Here is a 22,367-nt window from a genome sequence, read left to right as displayed (position 1 = left end):
ACATGCTGCTCACCCGGACTCGAACTTTTATGACTGCGCAAATAAAAAACGCCGCGATCAACTGATCGCGGCGTCGGCTTTCATACGGATAACATTGGCAGCACTGGCTGAGCCATCGTGCCAAAAGGACAACTCTGCGTATTTGTCGAACAGATCCGGCGGCAGGATCGTGCGCCGAGGCTCCAGTGCGACCGAGCGTTTGACCTTGTGCAGCCCCGACACCCCGAGCGCCTGATCGAATTCCGGCGCGTCATAGGCGAGGTTGTTGAAATCGTGCTCGAACCAGGGTTCGCCGATGAAATCGTAGATCAACCGCATGACCCGGTCAGGGGCCTGGCTCAACAGGTCGTAATCGACGATCAGCAGCGAGTCGGCGTTTTCGCCGTAATAAGCCTCTTTCAACGCCGTCCAGGCAAACCCCACCAGACGATTGCGCTGCGCCAGGGTTTCGCAACGGCTGTAAACGGTATTGCGCTCGATTTCATCATTGAACAGCTTGGTGTTCTCGAAGGGGTTAGCGCGGTACAGACGCTCAAGGCTGTCCATCACCCAGGCGACGTTGCGCACACAGGCAATGGTTTTGGCCTTGGGAAACAGTTCCCGTAGCGCAGGCTGACGCGAGCACCATTGGCGATTGGTATCGAAGATAACGGGGGTATCTGTCTGATCGGCATAGAAGGAGTCGAACAGACCGCGCAATAGACGACGGCGCAGCGGAGTGTCGATCACTGCGCCAAATTCGCTGCCGGCACTGCATTGCTCCAGGACACTGGAGAACAGCGATCCGACGGGGCTGGTCATACCGGCGTAAAACCGCGGGTTCTGCAACAGGATCGCAGAAAGCAGGGTCGAGCCTGAGCGCGGCAAGCCGGAGATAAAGTGGAACTTCTGCAATCCCTTCACCGTAGTCGTCAGTCCTTTGTAGGACAAAGCGTAGCCTACGATTTTGGATCCGACTAGTGGTGTTTTGATATCAAATCGGAGCTAAAACCCTGCGAAAGGTACGGTTGTAACAAAAGCGGACGGAGTAAAACGTTTAAGCTGGTAACTGTCTTGCGGATACCTTCGTTTGAAGCCTTGAGCGTCAAAAGATCGCAGCCTACGGCAGCTCCTACGGATTTGGGTCGATCACCCGATTGGGTTCGACACAAATCCATCGTAGGAGCTGGCGCAGCCTGCGATCTTTTGATCTTCCGATTTGCGGGTACCGAAGTTCTTCGCCGTACTCCTACAGGTTATTTTTTGGGACTGTTGATAACAAGCAACCGCGCCCGCGCATTGCCTGCGACTTTTTCACTGATTTTCTGCCAACCCTCGGGCAGAGGCGCGAACTCATCAGGCTGGTCAGCGGTGCTGAACAGCCACACACGGCTCGTGCCGGGCGGCAGATCAGTGAGGTGATCGAGGTAGATCTTGTCGGCTGCTTCGTCTACCAACGTACCGAAACCGTAGGCATTCGGGCGGCTGGACGTGCCGTTGGCCAAGGGCGGGGTAAAGAGCCGCGGCTGGACGACGGTGCGATCGTAGTAGACGTAAGGCATATACCAGAGCAAATCGCTGATGACGACCTGATCACCTGGCTCGTAATGCTGATTGATGAATTCGACCGTCACGTTGAGCTGGTCATTCGGATCGACGGTTGCGTTGTTTTTCAGGCCTACCCCTTCAACGCCGACAAACAGCAGGAGTAATCCTAGGGCCAGCACTCGGAAGCCTTTTTTCAGGCCATCGACACTCAGCGCAATGATCAGTGGCAGGCCTAACGCGAAGGCTGTCACGTAGCGTTCGATGAATACCGGTGAAATGAACGACACCAGGAAAACCAGAACTAGCGGCACCACCGTGTAAATCGCCAGTAAGGCACTCCAGCGGTAGACGCTACGGTCACGCAGCACTGTCCACACGATGACGCCCAGCAACAGCACCGGCAGTGCGAAAAACACCAGCCTGGGCAGGAAGTCATCATCGCCCTGGATCATGAAAGTCCAGACCATGGACGGCAGGGAGCTGAGGGTGACCGGATCTTCCCAGCCCACATCGCCGCTGGCCTTGAGTTCCGGCATGTGCTGAACCAGGCTCAGCAGCTGCGGGACCCACGGCAGAAACAGCAGCACGATCGCCGCGTTGGTCAGCCACCAGCCCGGGCGGCTGATGTGCCGCATCGGGTTGCCCGGCTGCACACGCAGCACCAGCAGGTACAACCAGTGGGCAATCACGCACAGCGCTGTGAAATAGTGGGTGTAAAACGCCGCCGCCATCAACAGCGCATAGATCACCAGATACCGTGCGCGCTGGGGCTGTTTGATCCAATACACCAGCGCAATCGTCGCGCCAAGCAACAACACGCCCAGCAGCGAATACATCCGCACTTCCTGGCTGTAACGCACCGCCGAAGGGAATAGCGCCAACAGCAACCCCGCCAGCAACGCCACCCGCGGGTTGGCGATCAACCGTACCAGCCAGACACCCAGTGCCACCGTGGCGATACCCGGCAGGGCACTGAGGCCGCGAATCGAGAGCATGCCGTCGCCGAACAGTTCGATCCAGCCATGCAGCACCATGAAGTAGAGCGGTGGATGCACATCACGGGCCGCGTGAAACCAGATCCCGGCCAGATCGTACTGGCTCATCAGCAGGCTGGAGCCTTCATCGCCCCAAATCGCCGCCGCCGTCAGGTCGTAAAACCGCACAAACGTCGCCAGCGCCAGAATTGGCCAGATCCCATACTCGGTCAGCCACTGAAACAGACGCGCCGAGGCCGTCAGCCGAGTGCGCGCAGAGCGCTCATCAGGCTTGCCGGCAAGCTCTGTTTCTCTACGGTATTCCATCTATCCCCCTGGGTGATCGAAAGGCCCTATAAGGCTTGGACCTTGAACTGGGTGTGGATGCTGCCCCATTCCCTGCACGCACGCAATGTAGCGGCATTCGTCTTAGCGGCTACGCTGATCGGTGGTCGGCGGACATGCCAGGCCTCCTCCAAAAACACAGGGATAACAACCATGGAAGTGTTTACCGGAACCATCCAGACCTTCGCGTTCAACTATCCACCCAGCGGCTGGGCGTTGTGCAACGGGCAGACCCTGCAAGTCGGCCAGTTCGAGGCACTGTTCGCCTTGCTCGGGACCAATTACGGTGGCAACGGCATGACAAACTTCATGCTGCCGGACCTGCGCGGTCGCCTGCCTCTGTGTCAGGGGTTGGGCCTGAACCTCACTCCACGGGTGATCGGCACCGCCTCCGGCGCCGAACAAACCGCCGCCACCCTGAGCAACCTGCCCATCCACACGCCCACGGCGACCGCCGTCGGCACTCCTAACCTGACCGCCACCACCACCGTCAACCTGGCCAGTGTTGCTGCCACCCCCCTGAGCGTACCCTCAACGGCCAATGCCTTTATCGGTGCCTCCAGCGGCGGCCCGGGCACGGCCAATATTTACTCCACCGCACAGGGCACTGCGCCCGTGCCGCTGCAAGGTGTCAGCACCTCCGTTGGCGGCACCGTCAACGTCGCCGTCTCCGTAGCGCCCATCGGCGGTGGCGTACCCATGGACACGATGAACCCGTTCCTGGTGTTGAACTTCAGCATGTGCCTCAAAGGTCTTTTCCCGTCTCGCAACTGAACGTGTTGCCGGGGCCCAAGGCCCCCGGCTCTTTACTTTTCTGGAGCCAGACTATGCAGCAACAGGTCAACAGCAACCATTTCCGGCAGCTATTGAAAACACCCAGTACGCTGTACCTGGAGGATGGCAGTGAACTGCCCGTGACCATCGAATCGGTAGAGGACACGCCCAGGGCGCGCATGTCAGAGAGCAGCCGAATGCCTTTTGGCGTGACCTTGAGCAGCCCGCAGCCCACCTCGTTCGTCGATGGACTTTGTGCTATCGACTTGCCTGAGCTGGGCCGTGTCGAAGATATATTTGTATCGCGCACACCGACGGCGGGGCGCGATGCAAGCCGGGCGTATTTCTACATCACCTTCAACTGACCAGAATCTGCGGCTGGTCGGGATACCAGACCAGCCGCTCGGCCGCCGGATTCTGTTCTTCTACCTGAAAGCCCAACGCCAGGTAATGCTGGCGCGCATGGGGGTTGCTGGCCCAGACCACCGTGCTCACCGGGCAGCGGACCTGTTCGGCGGCTTTTTGCACACCTTGCAACACCGTGCGGCCATAGCCCTTGCCACGGGCCGCTGGAATGAACGCCAGGTACAGGACGCGAATTTCGTTGCTGCCAAACTCGGCGCTCAAGGCACCAATCGGGGTATCGAGCTTCTCGACCACATAGTGCATCGCGTTGGGGAAGCGTTCCCCAGTGCCCTGCTCCTGCACCTGAAACTGCTGGGCGATGACCTCCTCGACCAGCTCGCGCTCGCCGTCGATCCATTGCAGATCGGGGCGAGCCGCATGATAGAGGCTTTCCAGAAACGGCCCGTCAGTCGCCCGCGACGGGCGCACCACCAAACCGTCGGCGGCATTGGCATTGTTGTTCAGCATCACGATTCTCCCTGCGCTAAAAACCACTCTCCCTCACGCCCAACGCCGCCAATCGGCGCCAGGCGGTGCCCAGTAATGATTCACTGCGGCCCTGCAACACCACCACGCCACGCAATGGCTGCACCGGGGTGACAATGCCGTCGAGCACCTTGAGCCGCACCGCGTATTGCGCCTGTACAGGCTCGGCGCGCTGGCTCTGATCGCGGCGTACGGCGATCGGTCCGTGGTGGTCTGAGGTCAATGCTTCCTGTTCGACCACCGCCGCACCATTGATGTCGACTTCCGTCAGCTCGACCGCCACTGCCGGGTGCATCGGGTCCTCGGCGATAAACCGCCCCGTCGCACCCGGTGCAACCCGCCACAGTTCGGCTTCGGCCAGATAACCGCGCAATCGCGCGCCCTCTTCGACGACCCGAGCCAGGGTGTCTTTGGGCGACAACCAGCGGCCAACGGCCAGTTGCGGCAACAGGTCGCGCACCTGACCGGCCTGAGGCGCCCGCAGCAACAGGCGTTCGCGTTGCGCCGCCAAACCGCGATACTCGGCCACCGCCTCGGCCAACCGTTGTTCGACGATGCCCGCATCAGCGGCGGTTTCGCTGCGCCCGGCCTGACGGCGCATCTGCAATTGCTGGATTTCGATTTCCCGACGCACGATGGCCTGACGCGAGTCCAGGTCCGGCGACTCCAGCTCGATCAGCACATCGCCTTGAGCGACGACCTGCCCGTCACTGACATTCAGCTGCTTGACCCGTGCCGCCACCGGCGCATGCAAGGCACTGACGCGGCCAGCCTCGAGCATGCTCGGCAGTTCCACCGCGCTGTGCCACGGCAGCACCAGCACGACAATCAGCGCCAGTAACCCCAAACCACTGAGCAACGCCCGCGGCGCATGGGAATGTTCGCGGTGGCTCCACCATTCGCGCCATTCGCGCACAATCGGCAGGAAGATGAACCACACCAGCTCAACCATCATCAGGAAGATCCCCAACAACTTGAAGAACAGGTGATACACCGCCAGCGCAATCCCGAAAAACAGCACCGCGCGCCACAGCCACGAGCCGTATCCCCACCACAGCAAACGCCGCTGCATCGACGGCGACCAGGGCTCCGGCGCCGGTTCGCCATAGCCGAACAACGCCTCGCGCAATCGCCAGCGACACAAGGCAAATGCCCGGCCCTGCAGGTTGTCGACCTCCCAGAAGTCACTGAGCAAAAAATAACCATCGAAGCGCATGAACGGGTTCAGGTTGACCGCAAGCGTAGTGAGCCAGGTCGCGCTGGCGAGCATGAACGCCGCCGTACGCACCGGTCCGTCCGGCAACAGTGACCAGGCGAGTAAGGCAATACACGCCAGCAGCAACTCGGCGAGCACCCCGCCGGCACCGATCAGCAAGCGCGCGCGACGATCATTAACCCGCCAGGCGTCGCTGACGTCGGTGTAAAACATCGGCAGCAACACCATGAAGGCCACGCCCATGCTCTGCACCCGGCAGCCGGCGCGCTTGGCCATGAAGGCATGGCCGAACTCGTGGCAGAGCTTGGCGAAGAACAGCGCCACCCCAAACGCCAACGCGCCGCCAAGGCTGAACAAGTGCGGGAACGTCGCGATAAACCGCTGCCAGTCCCGCGACACCAGAAACACACCCAGGCCCAGAGTCAGCGGCAAACCATAGCGCAGCGCACCGGGGCCAAAACGCGCGAGCCATGGCCATGCGCGATTGAGGAAAGCGTCCGGGCGCCACAGCGGAATCCGGAAGAACAGATATTGGTGCAGCAAGATTTGCCACACACTTTGACGCTGTGCGGCTGCCTTGATGCCATAACTGGCGCGTTGTTGCGGGTCGAGGGCGGAGATCAGGTCGTGGGCGCGCAAAAAACTCAGCAGTTGCTCAAGCTCCGTGACGTCCAGCGGCAAGCCCGGTTCACGATTGGCGGCGCGCAGCACTTGCTCGGGATCGCCCAAAGACCAATGACGCAGCAAACGCATGGCCGCGGCACCGAGTTTGAAGTAGCGCCCGCGCAGCGGGTCGGCCAAGGTCCAGCGCGGCGATCCGTCCAGCGCCGGAGCGGCCATCTGCAACTGTAAATCGGCACGCAGGCTGGGCAATGTCATCTAGAGGCCTACGCTTTGACGCAAACCGGCCAGCGGCTTGCGCAACAGGTACAGCGCCAATGGCGCGCGATCTCCGAAGATTTTCGCCGTGCCGCGCAAGCCGATACGCGGCGGCGCTGCCTCGAAACTGGCGTCGAGCCGATACGCCAACTGGCCGCCGGCAGTCGGTTGCGCTTCGTAGGCCGAGCGTTCGAGTCTGGCCTGATGGCGTTGCAGTGGGTCGCTGTCGAGAAACAGCGCAACTTGCGCGCCCGGTTCCAGAGCAATGGCATCGCCGACGGCCAGTTCGATGCGCAATTGCGCCTGGTTCGGGTCAGCGATTTCCATCAGCCGTTCGCCGGTCTGCACCGGTTTTCCGGTCCAGCGTTCGGCGTCGGCGAACACTGCAATGCCGTCGCGCTCGGCACGCACTTCGCTGCGTTTGAGCAGTTCGCGGGCGTAATCACGCTCGGCGCGTTTCTGCTCGACCCGTGCGGCCAACAAATCAATTTTCGAACTCGACTCGGCGTCGGCAAAAGCTCGCTGGGCGTTGGCCTTGAGCTCAGCTTGCGCCACGCCCAAGGCACGATCGGCGACATCGGCCTGGGCTTTGAGCGTGGTACCTTCGAAACGCAGCAACAGGTCGCCGGTCTTCACGCTCTGGTTGGGTTTGACCAAAAACTCGGCGATCACCCCGTCCAGCGGCGCCGTCACCACCCGACCGCCAAGTGGCACGACCTCAGCCGGCGCCAGCACCGACTGGCGCACCGGGATCAACAAGCCCAGCACCAGCAGCGCCACTAGAGCGACCTGGCGTTTGCGAGTCCAGCGCAAGCGCCACGGTTGACGAGGCTGTAGCGCCAGCCAGGCGTGGCTGAAGGTGTCGCCCAATTGCGACAACAGCACTTGCTCAGACGGGTTCCAAGAAACATCGCGAGCCAGCCACAAACCGCCGAACACCTGGCCCTGACGATCAATCAACGGCAGCCAGAACACCTGCGCTGCCGAAAGACTTTGCCAGTCGGCCTGAATCGATCCGCTCAACGATGTGGCCGGTATGACCCGCGCCTGTTTCACCAGGTCGAGCTTGAACAACTGCGCCACCGCTTGCTCGACGAACGCCACAAACGGTGCATTCGGCTCCACGGCACTGACACCGGTGATCGCCCGGACCTTGCCGGCGATCAACAGCGCCGCATGGCGAAAGCCGAACAAGGATTGGCCGTCATTGACCAGGCTGTAGGCCAGTTGTTCGGTATTGCGAGCGGCGCGAGTCTGGCGCTCCAGCTCCAGAAAACGCGCGAAGACCTGTTCGGCGCCGCCGGCGACGGGCGCGTTCACTTGAACTCCGCGAAGCGCGCCGTGCCGCTCATCCCAGCCAGCAAACCGCTGGCGTTGGGCAGCGTTGCGACCAACAGCAGGGTCTGACTGCCTTCATCGATCCGCGCACCGAGACGCTTGACCGTGGCATCGAGTGGCTGGCCGGTTTCATCGGGAATGAAGCTGAAAGTCTGCCCGGGCTTGAGTTTGCCCATCCAGCGCGAGGGCACCAGCAGGTGGATTTCAAGGCTGCGGTTGTCGACGATGTCCAGTAGCGGCGCACCGGCGGCAACGCTTTCATAGCGCTGAACCTTGCGTTCGACGACCTGGCCGTCAAACGGTGCGACCACGTTGCAGCGTTTGACCTGAACCTGATAAACCTGAGATTGCGCCTGGGTTTCGCTGAGTTTGGCTTCGGCTCGCGCCACTTCAAAGCGCCCGACCGAGTTCAACGCCGCGAGCTGTTTGTTGTGGGCCAACTCCTCGCCGGCACCACGGTTGGCGGCCTGCGAAGCATTGAGCTGAGCTTGATAGGCCGAGCAATCGAAACGCGCCAGAGTGTCGCCCTTTTTGAAGGATTCACCTTCGCTGAACGGCAACTCGACAATCCGTCCGGACAATTCACTGGCAAGTACTGCTTGATCGCGAGCGCGCAACACACCGCGTGCTTCACTACTGGTTGCGGCATGACTGCCTGTGGTACTGCTTTCCAGCAGCGGATCGCCTGGCACGGGCGTTTGCGCCTGTGCCACGCCTGCCAGCCCGATCAAACCTAAAGCCAAACCACGAAAGCGCTGCATAGCCGTGTCTCCCTGACAGATGAGCGGAGTCTAAGACAGCTTCGACAAGCGTCAAGCAATTAGCCATCACTGCCCGAAATTGCGGCTCGGCATTGCTAAATTGAGATCAGCGCGCGGTATGATCGCGGCCTCGATTTCAGCGTTTGCGGATTAAGGACAATTCATGCGTATCGGTCTTCTGTCGCCCCTCGTTCTGGCACTTGCCACAACCTGTGCACTCCCGGCCCACGCCAGCTACGATCAGGACGCTTGCACGCCTGAACTGTCGCTCAGCGGTGACGGCCACTGCAATAATGTGCCGTTCCTCAACCCCGGCAACGACAGTCGCGCCAATTTGCGCTTGTTGCTCTCGGATCAGGGCGCACTGCCGCTGAACCCGGCACCGCTGAGTGATTTCGAGCGTGAAGCCGGCTACGGCCCGGTGCCGTTCGACCTTGCACGTCTCGACTCACCGCCAGCGCCTGCACCGACGCCACCCCCTGAAACGACCCCGGTTTCAGTACTCGATGAGCCACTGCGCCAACTCGGCATCAGCCGTGAAGCCTCGACCATTGCCGGTGATCAGTTCATCGAAGGCGAAGGCAGCCGCTGCCGCAGCAACAGTACAGAAAGCGCCGCAGCGTTCCTTTCGCAACTGCTGAAAACCACTCAGTTGCCTGCCGAAGAACGCCAAAGCCTGGCGCAAAGCCGCCTGCAGATGCTTGCCGCGTGCAGTTGGGAAACCGATCAGCTGAACAGCCTGCTACCCGCTTCAATCACCTCGGAACCGGGCAAGTCCTTCCTCACGTACCTGCGCGGTGCGGCGCAGTTCTATGGCGGCCAGTTCGCCGAGGCAACACAAACCTTCGCCAGCCTGAACCACAGCGATCAACCTTGGCTCAAGGAAACTGCGCTGTACATGGCGGCACGCATTGCGCTCAACGCGGCCCAGCAAAACGCCTTCGACGAGATGGGGCTGCCGACGCTCGAGCATGTGGATAACACCCACCTGCAGTTGGCCGAAACCGGTTTCGAGACTTATCTGAAAACTTATCCACAGGGCGATTACAGCGCTTCGGCCAAAGGTCTGATCCGTCGGGTGCACTGGCTGGCCGGCGAGGATCAGAAACTCGCCGACGACTACGCCTGGCAACTCACCCAGGCCAGCGACGCCCAGCGCAACAAAACCCTGCCGGAACTGGTGGAAGAGGTCGACAGCAAACTGCTGACCCAACCGGACAACGGCATTCAGACGCCACTGCTGCTGGCGGTCAAAGACTTGCTGAGCATTGGCACTTACCAGACGCCTTTCAACCTCAAGGCGCTGCAAGCGCAAAAAGCCCTGTTCGTCCAACAACCGGCGCTCTACGACTACTTGCAAGCCACGGTGCTGCTGTACCTCGAGAAAAATCCCGAGCAGGCGCTGAAAGTCCTCCCGAGCAGCGTCCCGGACAAGCTCGACTACCTTGCCTTCAGCCAGCAGGTGCTGCGCGGCATCGCCCTGCATGAACAGCAGAAATGGCCGGAAGCTGAAGCCCTGTGGCTGGAGTTGCTGGCCAAGGTCAAACAACCGTTGCAGCGTGAACAGGTCGAACTGGCGCTGGCTTTCAACTACGAACTCAGCCAGCGACTCGGCAAAGTGTTCGCCGCCGACTCACCGATCAAGACACCCGCCGTGCGTTATCGCCTGCAACGGCTGGTAGCCGACGCCCCACTGCTGCGTCAGCAAATCAGCCAGGGCGCGGACGCCACCGAGCGCAACAGCGCGCTGTTCGTGTTGCTCTACAAAGAGTTGCTGCGCAGCCAGTACGCCGAGTTTGCCGAAGACTTCAAACAGCTACCGGCCGAGCCGTCATCGGACAAACTCGGCGTGAGCATTGGCTATTTCTACAGCACCGGTCAGCCGCTGACGATGTTCCGCTGGCAGGGTGACAAGGCTGAATCCGGTTACCGTTGCCCGAGCATCGCCGAGATTGCCGCAACCCTTCAGGCGGACGGCAAGAACCCCAAAGGCCTGAACTGCCTGGGCGAGTTCATCCTGCGCAATGACCTTGATAGTGCACCGCTGGAAACCAAACCCAATAAATCCGAACTCGGCGCCACGGCGTCACCGTTCAAAGGCGAGATTTACTCCCGACACGACGGTTATCGCCAGGTCATCGACAACGCCAAAGCGCCGAAGGAAGATCGCGCTTACGCACTGTTCCGCGCTATCAACTGCTATGCGCCCTCGGGCAATAACAGCTGCGGCGGCAAAGACGTCGAGCCCGCTGTACGCAAGGCCTGGTTCCGCCAGTTGAAAAGCGGTTTTGCCGACACCCAGTGGGGCAAGTCGCTGCAGTACTACTGGTAATCCATGAGGGATTTTCTGCAAGGCCTGGCGCTGCTCGCACTGCTGGTCAGCGCCCCGGCCTTTGCGGTGGTCGACGCCCGCGAGTACAACGCCTTTTGGCTGTGGAGCGGAGTCAACACGCAACCGGTGCTGGCCCAGGCGAAAACCTTGTACGTGCTGCAAGGACAGATCAGCGAATCACGCCGCACGCCACAGCGTGGTGTGCGCTTCATCGCCCAAGGCATCGCCATCCCGCGCCTGACTCAGGGCGAAGTCTGGGTGACCTACCGCGCCCACACCCTGCGCTGGCCGGAACCGGTCTATCAGCAATTGCTGGGGCAAGTGCAGCGCTGGCAACAGGCGGGCAACCCGGTGGTCGGTATCCAGATCGACTTCGACGCCCGCACCCGCTACCTCGACGAATACGTCAGCTTCCTCAAAGACCTGCGCCAACGCCTGCCCGCCCACTATCGCCTGAGCATCACCGGCCTGATGGACTGGAGCAGCCACGCCGATCCGCAGGTGATCGGCCAGCTCAAAGGCGTGGTCGACGAAGTGGTGGTGCAAACCTACCAGGGCCGCCACAGCATCCCCAACTACGCCACCTACCTGCCAAGGCTCAATAGACTCGGCTTGCCGTTCAAGGTCGGGCTGATTCAGGGTGGGGATTGGGAGGAGCCGGGGTATTTGAAGGACAGTGAGTGGTTTCGTGGGTATGTGGTGTTTTTGCAGAATCGGTAGCCTAGCGCTGCATCCCCCAACGCTTCACCGTCACTCGCTCCAGAGTGTCGAATACCAGGTTCTCCACCAGTAGTCCGATGAGGATCACCACCGCCAGCCCGGCGAACACCTTGTCGGTGTACAACTCGTTGCGGTTCTGGAAGATGTACCAGCCCAGACCACCCTTGCCACTGGTGGCGCCGAACACCAGTTCGGCGGCGATCAGTGTGCGCCAGGCAAAAGCCCAACCGATTTTCAGCCCGGCGAGGATCGACGGCAACGCGGCGGGAATCAGGATGAACAGCACAAACCGGATGCCCTTCAGGCCATAGTTCCGGCCGGCCATACGCAAGGTTTCCGAGACGCCGAGAAACCCGGCGTAGGTGTTCAAGGCCAGAGCCCAGAGCACCGAATGCACCAGTACGAAAATCAGACTGTTCTGACCCAACCCGAACCACAGCAGTGCCAACGGCAACAAGGCAATCGCCGGCAATGGGTTGAACATTGAGGTCAGGGTGCTCAACAGGTCGCGACCGAACTGGATCGACACCGCCAGCGTGGTCAAGGCAAACGCCAGGACGATGCCAATCAGATACCCCTTGAGCAGCACCACCAGCGAAATCCCGACCTTGCCCAATAACTCTCCACTGAGCAGTCCGTCGTACAGCGCATGGCTGGTTTGCAGGAAGCTCGGCAGCAACAGGTCATTGTTTTGATAGCGGGCAACAGCTTCCCACAGCACCGCCAACAAAATCAGGATCAGGCTTTTACGCAACCAACCCTGCTGCCAAAGACGCTGGCCAAGGGGCAATTCGCGCTCCAGCGCAACGCTCGACAGCGGCTGCAACTCAACCTCATACTCTTTTCGCGCAGGTGATGAATGGCTCATCGGGCACTCCTCCAGCCGCTCAATAAGCGATGCGGATATCGTTGAAATCCAGTTCGAGTTCGTTCTCGGCAGACTGGCCTTCATCGAACAACAGCCGATGAATGCGCCGTGCCGACTGCTGAAACGCTACGCCGCCAAGGCTGTGCAAATCGTATTGATGGCTGTGGATTTCCGCCCGCACCCGGCCCGGATGGGGCGACAGCAACAGGATCCGGTTACCCACCACCAGCGCCTCTTCGATGGAGTGGGTGACGAACAACAGGGTGAAACGCACCTCCTCCCAGAGCAGCAATAATTCCTCCTGCATCTTGCGCCGGGTCAGCGCGTCGAGCGCCGCGAATGGTTCATCCATCAGCAGGATTTTCGGCTGCATGGCCAAGGCCCGGGCAATCGCCACCCGCGCCTTCATGCCACCGGACAAGGTGTGTGGATAGGCATCGGCAAACGCCGCCAGTCCGACCTTGTCGAGGTAGTGCAACGCCCGCTCTTCAGCCTCGCGACGCTTGAGGGTTTTCGACGCCAGCAGCGGGAACATCACGTTCTGTTTGACGGTTTTCCACGGCGGCAGCTGATCGAATTCCTGGAACACCACAATCCGGTCAGGCCCCGGCGCACTGACGACCTGCCCTTGCAGGCGGATCTGCCCTTCACAGGGCGCAATGAACCCCGCAACGGCCTTGAGCAAGGTCGACTTGCCGCAGCCGGACGGGCCAAGTAGCACAAAACGATCGGCTGGATCGATCTCGAAACTGATCTGATGCGTCGCTCGCACCACGCGTTGCGGCGTGCGGTATTCAAGGCTGACCTGATCGACCGCCAGCAACGCCTGCGTGCTGGCGATCGGGGTGCTGGCCGTGTGGCCTTGCAAGGGGGCGTTCATGGCGATCAGCTCCCTTGCAGCGGCTTGGCGTCCTGGAAGAAGTAATCCTTCCACGAGTCCGGCTTGTTCTTGATCGCGCCGACGCGGTAGAGGAATTCGGCCAACGGGTACGTATTTTTCGGCGTGACGCTGAATTCGAACTGCGGGTTGTCGATGATTTTCAGCAACGCGGCACGGTCGATTTTTGCCTTGGTCACACGCAGGTACGTATCAGCCGCCGCGCCCTTGTCGTTCTGGGCGAATTCAGCAGCTTCGGTCAGGGCCTCAATGAAGGCCTTGTAGGTTTTCGGGTTCTCGTTGCGGAATTTCTCGGTGGCGAACAGCACGGTCGGCGAGTTCGGGCCCAGCAGGTCATAGGTGTTGAGCACCACATGGACGTTGGGGTTTTCCAGCGCCTGATCCTGGAACGGCGGGTTGGAGAAGTGCCCGGTCAGTTCGGTGCCACCGGCGATCAATGCAGCCGTGGCGTCCGGGTGAGGGACGGCGATGGTGTACTTGTCGAGGCGATTGAATTCCTTGTCACCCCACTGCTTGGCAGCCGCGTATTGGAGGAACCGCGACTGCACGGAGACCCCAACCGCCGGCACCGCAATACGATCCGTCTCGGTGAAATCGGCGATGGTTTTGACCTTCGGATTGTTGCTCACCAGGTAGTACGGGAAGTTGCCCAGCGAGGCCACGGCTTTGACGTTTTGCTTGCCGTGAGTGCGGTCCCAGATGGTCAGCAACGGGCCCACGCCAGCACCGGCAATGTCGATGGAACCCGAGAGCAACGCGTCGTTGACCGCCGCACCGCCAGAGAGCTGAGTCCAGTCGACCTTGATGTCGATGCCCTCTTCCTTGCCGTGCTTCTCGATCAGGTTTTGGTCACGGACCACGTTGAGCAACAGGTAAACGATGCCGAACTGCTCGGCGATGCGGATTTCACCTTCGGCGTGCGCCACAGTCGGCGCCGCCAGACTCCCGGCGAGCAGGCTAAAACCCAGACCGATGGCGGCAGCCAGTGGCGCGAATGGAATACGTTTGGACATGGCAGGTATCTCCGAAATGCAGCCGATCAGAAAGGCGCGTCGCCCTGGATGGTGGTGCGGTAGAGCTTGCGGCGCAGATGGCTCGGGCAACCGGCGGCCAGGTGAATCAGCGAGCGGTTGTCCCAGAACACCAGGTCGTGGGGCTGCCATTGATGGCGGTAGATGTTTTGCGGCAACACGCTGTGGGCGTAGAGCTCGGCCAGCAGTTGCCGGCTTTCGTCTTCCGGCAAACCAATGATGCGGGTGGTGAAACCCTCGCTGACGAACAGTGCCTTGCGGCCGTTTTCCGGGTGAGTGCGAACCACTGGATGCACCACTTCGTTGACCTGAGCGAGCTGCTCCGGGGTCAAGGTCGGGCGCCAGTTGCCTTCGAATTTGCTCTCGCTGTAGCGTGCGGTATAGGAGTGCGCGGCAGAGCGTCCTGCGACCGCTTTGCGCAACGCTTCAGGCAGGTTGTCCCAGGCTTTGTGCAGGTCGGCAAACAACGTGTCACCGCCTTCGGACGGCAACTCCTGGGCGTGGAGCATCGAGCCCAGGCTCGGCAGTTCTTTATAGGACAGGTCGGAGTGCCAGAACTTGCCAGCGTCACCGAGGCCGATGGCCTGGCCGTTTTCGATGATGTTGGAAACGATGAGGATTTCCGGGTGATGGGTCAGCAGAAATTGCTTGAGCACGTGAATCTGCAACACACCAAAACGGCGGCTGAAAGCGATCTGTTGTTCAGGGCTGATGCGCTGGTCGCGAAACACCACTACGTGGTGATCCAGGTGTGCGCGATGGATGCGCGCGAAGTCCTGGTCGTTGACCGGCAAGGCCAGGTTCAGGCCAATGATTTCAGCGCCAACAGCACCGCTGAACGGGCGGATCTCGAAGGATTGCGGCGCGAGAGTCGCGGCGCTTGGCAAAGCGGACAGTACAGGCATACATCACTCCCACGCAGAGCACGCTCAATGGCGTGCGCGTCGATCAGAAACTCACGGAGGTCCCGTGTGGGTTCATTTCGTGCGGCACGCCGATTGGTCGGTGGGTACGCAGGGGTCTGACTTTATAGGTATAAGAACTAGAATTTAAATACCGTTAGTGAATAACGATATGGCTTTTGAAATGCCGCGCCGCTGAGGCCGTCATCGCGAGCAAGCTCGCGATGAGGCCATCTGTTCCACCCGAAAACTAACGCTCGTGCAACGCCTCTGCCCGCGCCTTGATGATCGGCTTGAGCAGGTAGCTGAGGATGGTTTTCTTACCGGTAATAATGTCCACCGAAGCCACCATGCCCGGAATGATCAACAAGGGCTTTTCATCAGTGCCCAAGTGGCTGCGGTCGGTGCGAAGCTTGATCACGTAGTAGGTGGTTTTCTTGTCTTCGTCGGTGATGGTGTCGGCGCCGATCTGTTCCAGCTTGGCTTTCAGCCCGCCATAGATGGTGTAGTCATAGGCCGTGAACTTGACGATGGCTTCCTGACCCGGATGCAAAAACGCGATGTCTTGCGGACGGATCTTCGCTTCCACCAACAAGGTGTCGTCCAGCGGGACGATTTCGACCATGTCACTGCCGGGCTGGATCACGCCACCGATGGTGTTGACCAGCAGCTGCTTGACGATACCGCGTACCGGCGAGGTTACCAGGGTCCGACTGACGCGGTCTTCCAGCGCCTTGCCGGTCGCCTTGGCCTTGTTCAAGTCCGTGCGAGCCTCGTTGAGCTGAGTCAGCGCCTCACTGCGGAACTTGCCACGGGTCTCGTCGATCTTGCGCTGCACTTCCTTGATCGCCGACTCGGCACGCGGGATCGCCAGCGTGGTGGCATCCAGTTGGCCGCGGGTTTCGACTTCGGCGCGCTTGAGTCGCAGCACTTCCACCGGCGACACCGCGCCCTGAGCCACCAGCGGCTCCGACATGTTGATTTCCTGACGTTGCAACGCCAGACCGCTGCGGTACTGCGCCTGTTTGGAAGTGAATTCGCGCAGCTCTTGCTGACGTTGAATCAACTGCTCCTGCAACCCGCCAATCTCGTCATGCAATTGCTGGCGACGGCTTTCATACAGCGACTTCTCGCTGGCGGCCTGTACCGGCACGGCTTTCATCACGTCGTCAGGGAACGCCAGCGGGCGGTCGTCGACTTCCGCGCTCAAACGCTCCACGCGCAGCAACATGGACAGACGGTCGGCTTCGGTTTCGCCAACGTTGGACACAAAACGCGTGTCATCCAGACGAATCAACGGCGCGCCGGCTTCGACGATCTGCCCTTCGCGAACGAAGAGTTCAGCGACGATACCGCCCTCCAGGTTCTGGATTTTCTGAAGCTTGGACGACGGAATCGCCTTGCCATCGCCCTTGGTGACCTCATCGATCACCGCAAAGTTGGCCCAAAGCAGCAGGAACAGAAAGAAGCCGATGATGGCCCAGATAGTCAATCGAACCACCCGCGGGGCGTCTTCGATCAACGCCTTGTTGACCTCGGGCAACGGCTGACCACTCAGCGAATCAGAGCCTTTGAAATAACGACGGATCGAGTCACGCATACCGGACTTAAGCAACACTGATCTGCCCCTTCTTCAACGCTTCCATCACCACGGCTTTTGGACCATCGGCCAGAATTTGCCCGCGATCGATCACCAGCAACCGATCGACCAGCGACAGCAACGAGGCCCGGTGTGTCACCAGCACCACGGTCTTGCTCTCTACGACGGCTTGCAGGCGTTGTTTCAAGCGTTCTTCACCGGTGTTATCCATGGCGCTGGTCGGTTCGTCGAGCAGCAGAATCGGTGGATTGAGCAGCAGGGCACGGGCCAGAGCGACGTTCTGACGCTGACCGCCGGAGAGGTTTTGCCCACGCTCGCCGACTTGCAACTCGTACCCTTGCGGGTGCAAACGGGCGAACTCGTGCACGCCGGCCAGTTCAGCAGCCTGCAGAACAAGCTCGTCTTCCATGTAGCGGGCGCCGGACACCAGGTTGTCGCGCAAAGTGCCGGCGAGCAACTGGATGTCCTGCGGCACGTAGCCAATGTTGTGGCGCAGTTCACTGACGTCGATCTGGCGAATATCCACGCCATCCACCAGCAACGCACCGTTGTCCGGCTGATAGAGGCCGACCAGCAATTTGGCCAGCGAGCTCTTGCCCGAGCCGCTGCGACCGATGATGCCGATCTTTTCACCCGGCTTGATGATCAGGTTGATGTTCTTCAGCGCCGGGTTCTGTTGACCCGGGTAGGTGAAGCTCAATTGACGGCACTCGATGCCACCCTGCAGGACTTTACGGCTCAGCGGGCGCTCTTCGAAGTTGCGCTCTTGCGGCAACTCCATCATCTGGTCAACCGAGGTCATGGTGACCCGCGCCTGCTGATAACGAGTCAGCAGACCGGACAACGAAGCCAGCGGGCTGAGGGCCCGACCGCTGAGCATGTAACAGGCGATCAGACCGCCCATGCTGAGGTTGCCGGCAATGATCTGGTAGACGCCGAAGACGATCATGATCACTCCGGCCAATTGCTGGATCAGCAGGGTGATGTTCATCGCCAGACCGGAGAGCATTTTCACCCGCAGCTCGAGGCGGCTGAGCGTGCCGATGGTCTGCTCCCATTGATACTGACGCTCGCTTTCGGCGTTGTTGACCTTGACCGCATCAAGCCCGGCGAGGGTCTCGATCAAGCTCGACTGGCGCTCGGCGGCCAACGCCATGGTGCGCTCCATGGTCGCCACCAGCGGCTTCTGCAAGGCATAGCCGATCAGTAGGGCAAGCGGGAACGCCAGCACCGGAATCCACACCAGATGCCCGCCCAGCAGAGCGATCACCAGAAAAATCAGCAAGGTGAACGGCAGGTCGATCAAACTGGTCAGGGTCAGCGAGGCAAGGAAATCGCGCAGGCTCTGGAACTCATGGATGTTCTGGGCAAAGCTGCCGACCCGCGCCGGGCGGTACTTCATGGCCATGCCGACGATCCGCTCGAACAGCGTCGCGGAGATGATCAGGTCGGTTTTCTTGCCGGCCAGGTCCAGGCACAGACTGCGCAGACTTTTAAGGATCAGGTCGAACAGGTAAGCCCCGGTAATGCCGATGGCCAGCACCCACAAGGTCGATTCGGCCTGGTTTGGCACCACGCGGTCATAGACGTTCATCACGAACAGCGGTGCGGCCATGGCGATGATGTTGATCAGGAAACTGGCAGCGATGGCGTCGGCATACAGCCAGCGCGAACGCTTGAGGGTGTCGCGGAACCAGGAGCGCGCACGCGGGATCAGCGTGCCATGGTTCACATCGAATTTATGTTGAGGTTGGGCGAAAAATGCTTGCCCGGTGTAATCGTCGTCCAGCAGCTCACGGCTGACATGAACTTCGCCACCATCACTTTCGCTGAGCAGCAGACGCGCCTGGTCGTCGCCGAGCCAGCCCAGCAGCACGGCACTGCGGCCGTCCTTAAGCAGCAGCAGCGCCGGCATGGCGATGGCCGGAATTTGCGCAAGCTTACGCTGCAGCACCCGCCCTTGCAGACCGGCACGGGCCGCTGCACGAGGGAGCAGCTCGACGCTGAGACGCTGCTTGGGCAATGGCAGACCGGTGGTCAGCATCGCCGCGCTCGCAGGTTTCTGGTGCAGAGTGCAGAGGGCTAGCAGGCCGTCGAGCAACGGATCGTCGTGCAACGCGCGTGGATCATGACGGAGATGAACTCGACTGGCTTCTGATTCCACGCTCGACACTCTTGGCTAACGACTAAAAAGGATCTGCTCAATTCATGCCGGGGAGTTGGACTTTGGGCTTCACATCGTTCGACACGACGGAGGCCAATGGTGCGACCACTCCCTGGCTCTTGAGCAACTCGCCCATGGTCGCCTTGATTCGATATTGAGTAAATAACTGAATGTTCTTGATTTCCGCCAGACGACGGGAAGCCGTAAACAGTTCGTTCTCGCTGTCGAGCAAGTCGAGCAAGGTGCGTTGGCCCAAGCTGAACTGCTGCTGATACGCGGTGCGCACGGCACTGCTGCGATCGACATATTGCTGAGCGATCGGCACTTGGGCGTTGGCGTTGTTCAGGGCATTCCAGGCCAGGCCCAACTCTTCGTTCAACACGCGCAAGGCGTTGTTGCGGATATCCAGCGCCTGGTTTGACAGATAAGACTTGGATTCCAGATCAGCTTTGTTGCTGCCGCCGGAATACAGGTTGAAGCGCATGCGCAGCATGGCCTGCCATTCATTGTTATGGCCGGCCATACCATCCAGATTATTGTCGGCGGTGCGGCCCAGTTCGGCATCGAAACGAGGGTAGAACGTCGACTTGGCGGCATCGTACTGCTTCTCGGCCGCGGCAATATCGGACTCTGCGGAACGCAGTACCGGGCTGTTTTCGAGCATTTGCTGGCGGGCTTCATTCAGGTTCGCCGGCAGCAGCGCAAGGAAAGGGGCCGGACGCTCCAGTTGATCCGGCATCTGCCCCACTGCGCTAAGGAAGTTCGTCTCGGCATCTGCAAGGTTGGTCTGCTCGGTGATCAGATTGTTGCGGGCCTGGGCCATACGCGCTTCGGCCTGATCGAGGTCAGCACCGCTGCCCACGCCACGCGAGGTGCGCAGTTTGATCTGGTCAAAGATCCGTTCGTGGCTCTTCAGGTTATCTTCGGCCAGGCGCACGAATTCGCGGCGGGTCAGCACGTCGAGGTAAACTTGGGCCACGGTCAGCGCAGTGCGCTCGGAAGTCCCCAACAATGAGTAGGCGCGGGAGTTGACGGTGGCTTGTTGACGCCCGACTTCGCTGGATGTCGCAAAACCGTCAAAAACCATTTGCTGCAAGCGCAGGCTCGACTCGCCGCGGTTCAAGGTTTCCCAATGATTGTTGCCGGCGCCAGCACGAGTCGTCGGGTTGTCAGTGCCTTCACGACCATACCCCCCGAGCAGATCGACCTTTGGCAAGTACCCGCCTTGGGCGGCTCTTAGCTGATAGTCCGCGGAAAGGCGACTGTTCACGCCAGCCTGGATTTCCGGGTGGACATCCAGCGCTTGTTGCATGGCTTGAGGCAGGGTTTGGGCTTGTACAAAACTGGCGGCAAGGACAAAGGGTAGAGCCTTGAAGAGGTGCGAACGCATATAAGAATTTCCCAGGACTTCTTGTCTCGAATCACAGCAGATCGTTGTGCTGCGACGGAAAATGGCAACCGGAATGACCGCATGTCAGAACGTTAAAAATCAGAATTGGGTCACACACTGGAGGACGGGGGCGCCACATAAATATCAATGTGACATTACTGGGACGATTGTTTAGGATGGCACCCAGAAGGTCAATAGTTTGGCACAAAGTTTATAGCGAAAAGATGCAGCCAAATTATTGACATGAATAGCGTCAAGTTAATGCGTCACCCACTTTTAAAGTACGTCCAGACTGAATCGGCAATCGGCCCTTTCAGGTCTATGGAAGCCTACTGAACGGAACATCTGGAGAGTCTTCAATGAGCAGTGTTGTTGCCATTGTCAAAAGCATTGTTGGTCAAGTTTTCGCGGTGTCCCCGGAGGGCATCAGACGCGTGCTGATTGAAGGTGACCGACTGTTCACAGGCGACCAGCTCGATACCGGACCGGCGGGCGCTGTGACGCTTGAACTGGCCGACGGCCGCACGCTGGACCTGGGCCGCGATACCCAGTGGAGCGGCAGCGCTCCGGACTCCAGCACTGACCTGGCGCAAGCCACCGCGCAAGCCGCGCCGTCGGTAGCAGAGCTGCAACAAGCCATCCTTGCGGGCGCCGACCCGACCACAGATATCGAAGCCGCCGCCGCGGGCCCGACCGTAACAGGCTCGGGGGGCGCGGCTGGTGGTGGCCACAGCTTCGTGGCACTGGATGCAACAGCTGCCCGCGTAGCCCCGACCATTGGTTTCCCGACTGCGGGTATTGGCGCGGGCACTTCCGCCGCCGACATCACCACTGGCGCCCAGAACACCAATAACGGCAACAACGTACTGGTTGGCTCGACCCTGACCCTCAGCGCTACATCGACCATCACCGAAGCCGGTGGCGTGCTGGTTTACACCGCGAACGTCACGCGGGCGCCGCTGACGGACCTGAGCATCACCCTGTCCAATGGCTCGGTCATCGTCATCCCGGCCGGCCAGGTCAGTGGCAGCGTCAATGTTCCGCTGGCACCGAATGACAGTGTCTACAACGACCCGCATCAGATTACCGTCAACGTCACCGGGACCACAGGTGGCGGCGGCCTGGTGCTGACCGTCGACCCGACACCGGCCGTCACACAGGTCACTGACACGATTGATACCACCACCGTCACCCTGACGGCTGGCTCGACTGTCACCGAAGGCGGTCAGATCACCTACACCGCGACCTTGACCAACCCGGCGCAAACAACGGTTACCGTGACCCTGTCCAACGGTTCGACCATCACCATCGAAGCCGGAAAAACCACTGGCACGGTAAGCATCGATACTCCGGCGAATGATGTTTACAAAAACGGCAGCACCGTCAGCACTACTATTACCGGGGCTACTGGTGGCAATTTCGAGCAGTTGACCCCGAGCACCACCCCGGCGGTCACCACGATTACCGACTCGATCGATAACACCGGGCTGAGCCTGACGGCGACTGGCTCAGTGGTTGAAGGCGGGCAGATCACCTACACCGCGACGCTGAGCAATCCGGCCGGCACCGCCATGACCGTCACGCTGTCGAACGGCGCGGTGATCAACATCGAGGCTGGCAAAACCACCGGTTCCGTGGTGGTCGACACCCCGGCCAACGACGTCTACAAAAATGGCAGCACCGTCAGCACCACCATCGACAGCGCCACGGGCGGCAACTTCGAGCAACTGACCCCGAGCACCACTCCGGCGGTGACC

At 60.4% G+C, this 22,367-nt stretch carries 18 protein-coding genes; 5 read left to right on the top strand and 13 right to left on the bottom strand.

Translation table 11 applies throughout. From position 1 onward, the window contains the following. Positions 1-57: 57 nt before the first annotated feature. Together AC1RKH_RS26015 and AC1RKH_RS26010 are read right to left on the bottom strand one after the other, a co-directional pair. Positions 58-903: a sulfotransferase family protein gene (locus AC1RKH_RS26015; protein WP_493064258.1), complete on the bottom strand. Its 846-nt coding sequence runs from the start codon at positions 901-903 to the stop codon at positions 58-60. Between the two features lie 332 nt (positions 904-1,235). Next, the gene (locus AC1RKH_RS26010; protein ID WP_493064228.1) at positions 1,236-2,828 is read right to left on the bottom strand and encodes a glycosyltransferase family 39 protein; all 1,593 of its coding nucleotides are present in this window, start codon (positions 2,826-2,828) and stop codon (positions 1,236-1,238) included. A 171-nt stretch (positions 2,829-2,999) separates the two neighbouring features. Between AC1RKH_RS26010 and AC1RKH_RS26005 the strand changes: the two genes are divergently transcribed. Both AC1RKH_RS26005 and AC1RKH_RS26000 read left to right on the top strand, forming a co-directional pair. Then, complete coding sequence (locus AC1RKH_RS26005; RefSeq protein ID WP_493064229.1) at positions 3,000-3,620, top strand: phage tail protein; 621 nt, start codon at positions 3,000-3,002, stop codon at positions 3,618-3,620. Between the two features lie 53 nt (positions 3,621-3,673). Beyond that, positions 3,674-3,985, top strand: coding sequence for a DUF6916 family protein (locus AC1RKH_RS26000; protein ID WP_493064230.1), 312 nt, complete (start codon positions 3,674-3,676; stop codon positions 3,983-3,985). Here AC1RKH_RS26000 and AC1RKH_RS25995 read toward each other — a convergent pair. Genes AC1RKH_RS25995 through AC1RKH_RS25980 form a run of 4 tightly spaced genes read right to left on the bottom strand, consistent with a single transcriptional unit; the run spans position 3,978 to position 8,705 of the window. Then, on the bottom strand, positions 3,978-4,493 hold the full coding sequence (locus AC1RKH_RS25995) for a GNAT family N-acetyltransferase (RefSeq protein WP_493064231.1): 516 nt from the start codon (positions 4,491-4,493) through the stop codon (positions 3,978-3,980). The genes AC1RKH_RS26000 and AC1RKH_RS25995 overlap by 8 nt on opposite strands. Positions 4,494-4,509: 16 nt before the next feature. Then, positions 4,510-6,606, bottom strand: coding sequence for a site-2 protease family protein (locus AC1RKH_RS25990; protein ID WP_493064232.1), 2,097 nt, complete (start codon positions 6,604-6,606; stop codon positions 4,510-4,512). Beyond that, positions 6,607-7,926: an efflux RND transporter periplasmic adaptor subunit gene (locus tag AC1RKH_RS25985; protein WP_493064233.1), complete on the bottom strand. Its 1,320-nt coding sequence runs from the start codon at positions 7,924-7,926 to the stop codon at positions 6,607-6,609. Beyond that, positions 7,923-8,705, bottom strand: a complete 783-nt coding sequence (locus tag AC1RKH_RS25980) for an efflux RND transporter periplasmic adaptor subunit (RefSeq protein ID WP_493064234.1) — start codon at positions 8,703-8,705, stop codon at positions 7,923-7,925. The genes AC1RKH_RS25985 and AC1RKH_RS25980 overlap by 4 nt, the downstream gene beginning before the upstream one ends. A 163-nt stretch (positions 8,706-8,868) precedes the next feature. Here AC1RKH_RS25980 and AC1RKH_RS25975 point away from each other — a divergent pair, with 163 nt between their 5' ends. Together AC1RKH_RS25975 and AC1RKH_RS25970 are read left to right on the top strand one after the other, a co-directional pair. Next, entirely contained in the window at positions 8,869-11,037 is a 2,169-nt protein-coding gene (locus AC1RKH_RS25975) for a PA5441 family protein (RefSeq protein ID WP_493064235.1), read from the top strand. A gap of 3 nt (positions 11,038-11,040) precedes the next feature. Beyond that, complete coding sequence (locus tag AC1RKH_RS25970; protein ID WP_493064236.1) at positions 11,041-11,757, top strand: DUF3142 domain-containing protein; 717 nt, start codon at positions 11,041-11,043, stop codon at positions 11,755-11,757. Position 11,758: 1 nt separating this feature from the next. Here AC1RKH_RS25970 and AC1RKH_RS25965 read toward each other — a convergent pair whose 3' ends face one another. The 7 genes from AC1RKH_RS25965 to AC1RKH_RS25935 all read right to left on the bottom strand — a co-directional run bounded on the left by AC1RKH_RS25965 (position 11,759) and on the right by AC1RKH_RS25935 (position 20,610). Further along, entirely contained in the window at positions 11,759-12,625 is an 867-nt protein-coding gene (locus AC1RKH_RS25965) for an ABC transporter permease (protein WP_493064237.1), read from the bottom strand. A gap of 19 nt (positions 12,626-12,644) precedes the next feature. Next, positions 12,645-13,505: an ABC transporter ATP-binding protein gene (locus tag AC1RKH_RS25960; protein ID WP_493064238.1), complete on the bottom strand. Its 861-nt coding sequence runs from the start codon at positions 13,503-13,505 to the stop codon at positions 12,645-12,647. Between the two features lie 5 nt (positions 13,506-13,510). After that, the gene (locus AC1RKH_RS25955; RefSeq protein ID WP_493064239.1) at positions 13,511-14,536 is read right to left on the bottom strand and encodes an ABC transporter substrate-binding protein; all 1,026 of its coding nucleotides are present in this window, start codon (positions 14,534-14,536) and stop codon (positions 13,511-13,513) included. A 26-nt stretch (positions 14,537-14,562) separates the two neighbouring features. Beyond that, the gene (locus tag AC1RKH_RS25950; RefSeq protein ID WP_493064240.1) at positions 14,563-15,459 is read right to left on the bottom strand and encodes a TauD/TfdA dioxygenase family protein; all 897 of its coding nucleotides are present in this window, start codon (positions 15,457-15,459) and stop codon (positions 14,563-14,565) included. Positions 15,460-15,706: 247 nt separating this feature from the next. Further along, positions 15,707-17,074 (bottom strand): HlyD family type I secretion periplasmic adaptor subunit, encoded by a 1,368-nt coding sequence (locus AC1RKH_RS25945; protein WP_123427382.1) that lies wholly within the window; start codon positions 17,072-17,074, stop codon positions 15,707-15,709. Beyond that, positions 17,064-19,220, bottom strand: a complete 2,157-nt coding sequence (locus AC1RKH_RS25940; protein ID WP_493064241.1) for a type I secretion system permease/ATPase — start codon at positions 19,218-19,220, stop codon at positions 17,064-17,066. The genes AC1RKH_RS25945 and AC1RKH_RS25940 overlap by 11 nt, the downstream gene beginning before the upstream one ends. Positions 19,221-19,257: 37 nt before the next feature. Then, positions 19,258-20,610 (bottom strand): TolC family outer membrane protein, encoded by a 1,353-nt coding sequence (locus tag AC1RKH_RS25935; protein ID WP_493064242.1) that lies wholly within the window; start codon positions 20,608-20,610, stop codon positions 19,258-19,260. Between the two features lie 359 nt (positions 20,611-20,969). Here AC1RKH_RS25935 and AC1RKH_RS25930 point away from each other — a divergent pair. Next, on the top strand, positions 20,970-22,367 hold a 1,398-nt coding region (locus AC1RKH_RS25930), incomplete at its 3' end, for a retention module-containing protein (RefSeq protein WP_493184054.1).

The organism is Pseudomonas sp. GW822-FHT06B12, from assembly GCF_058799675.1.
Note: the sequence above shows the minus strand (reverse complement) of the source record. Positions and strands in the feature narration are given on the sequence as shown.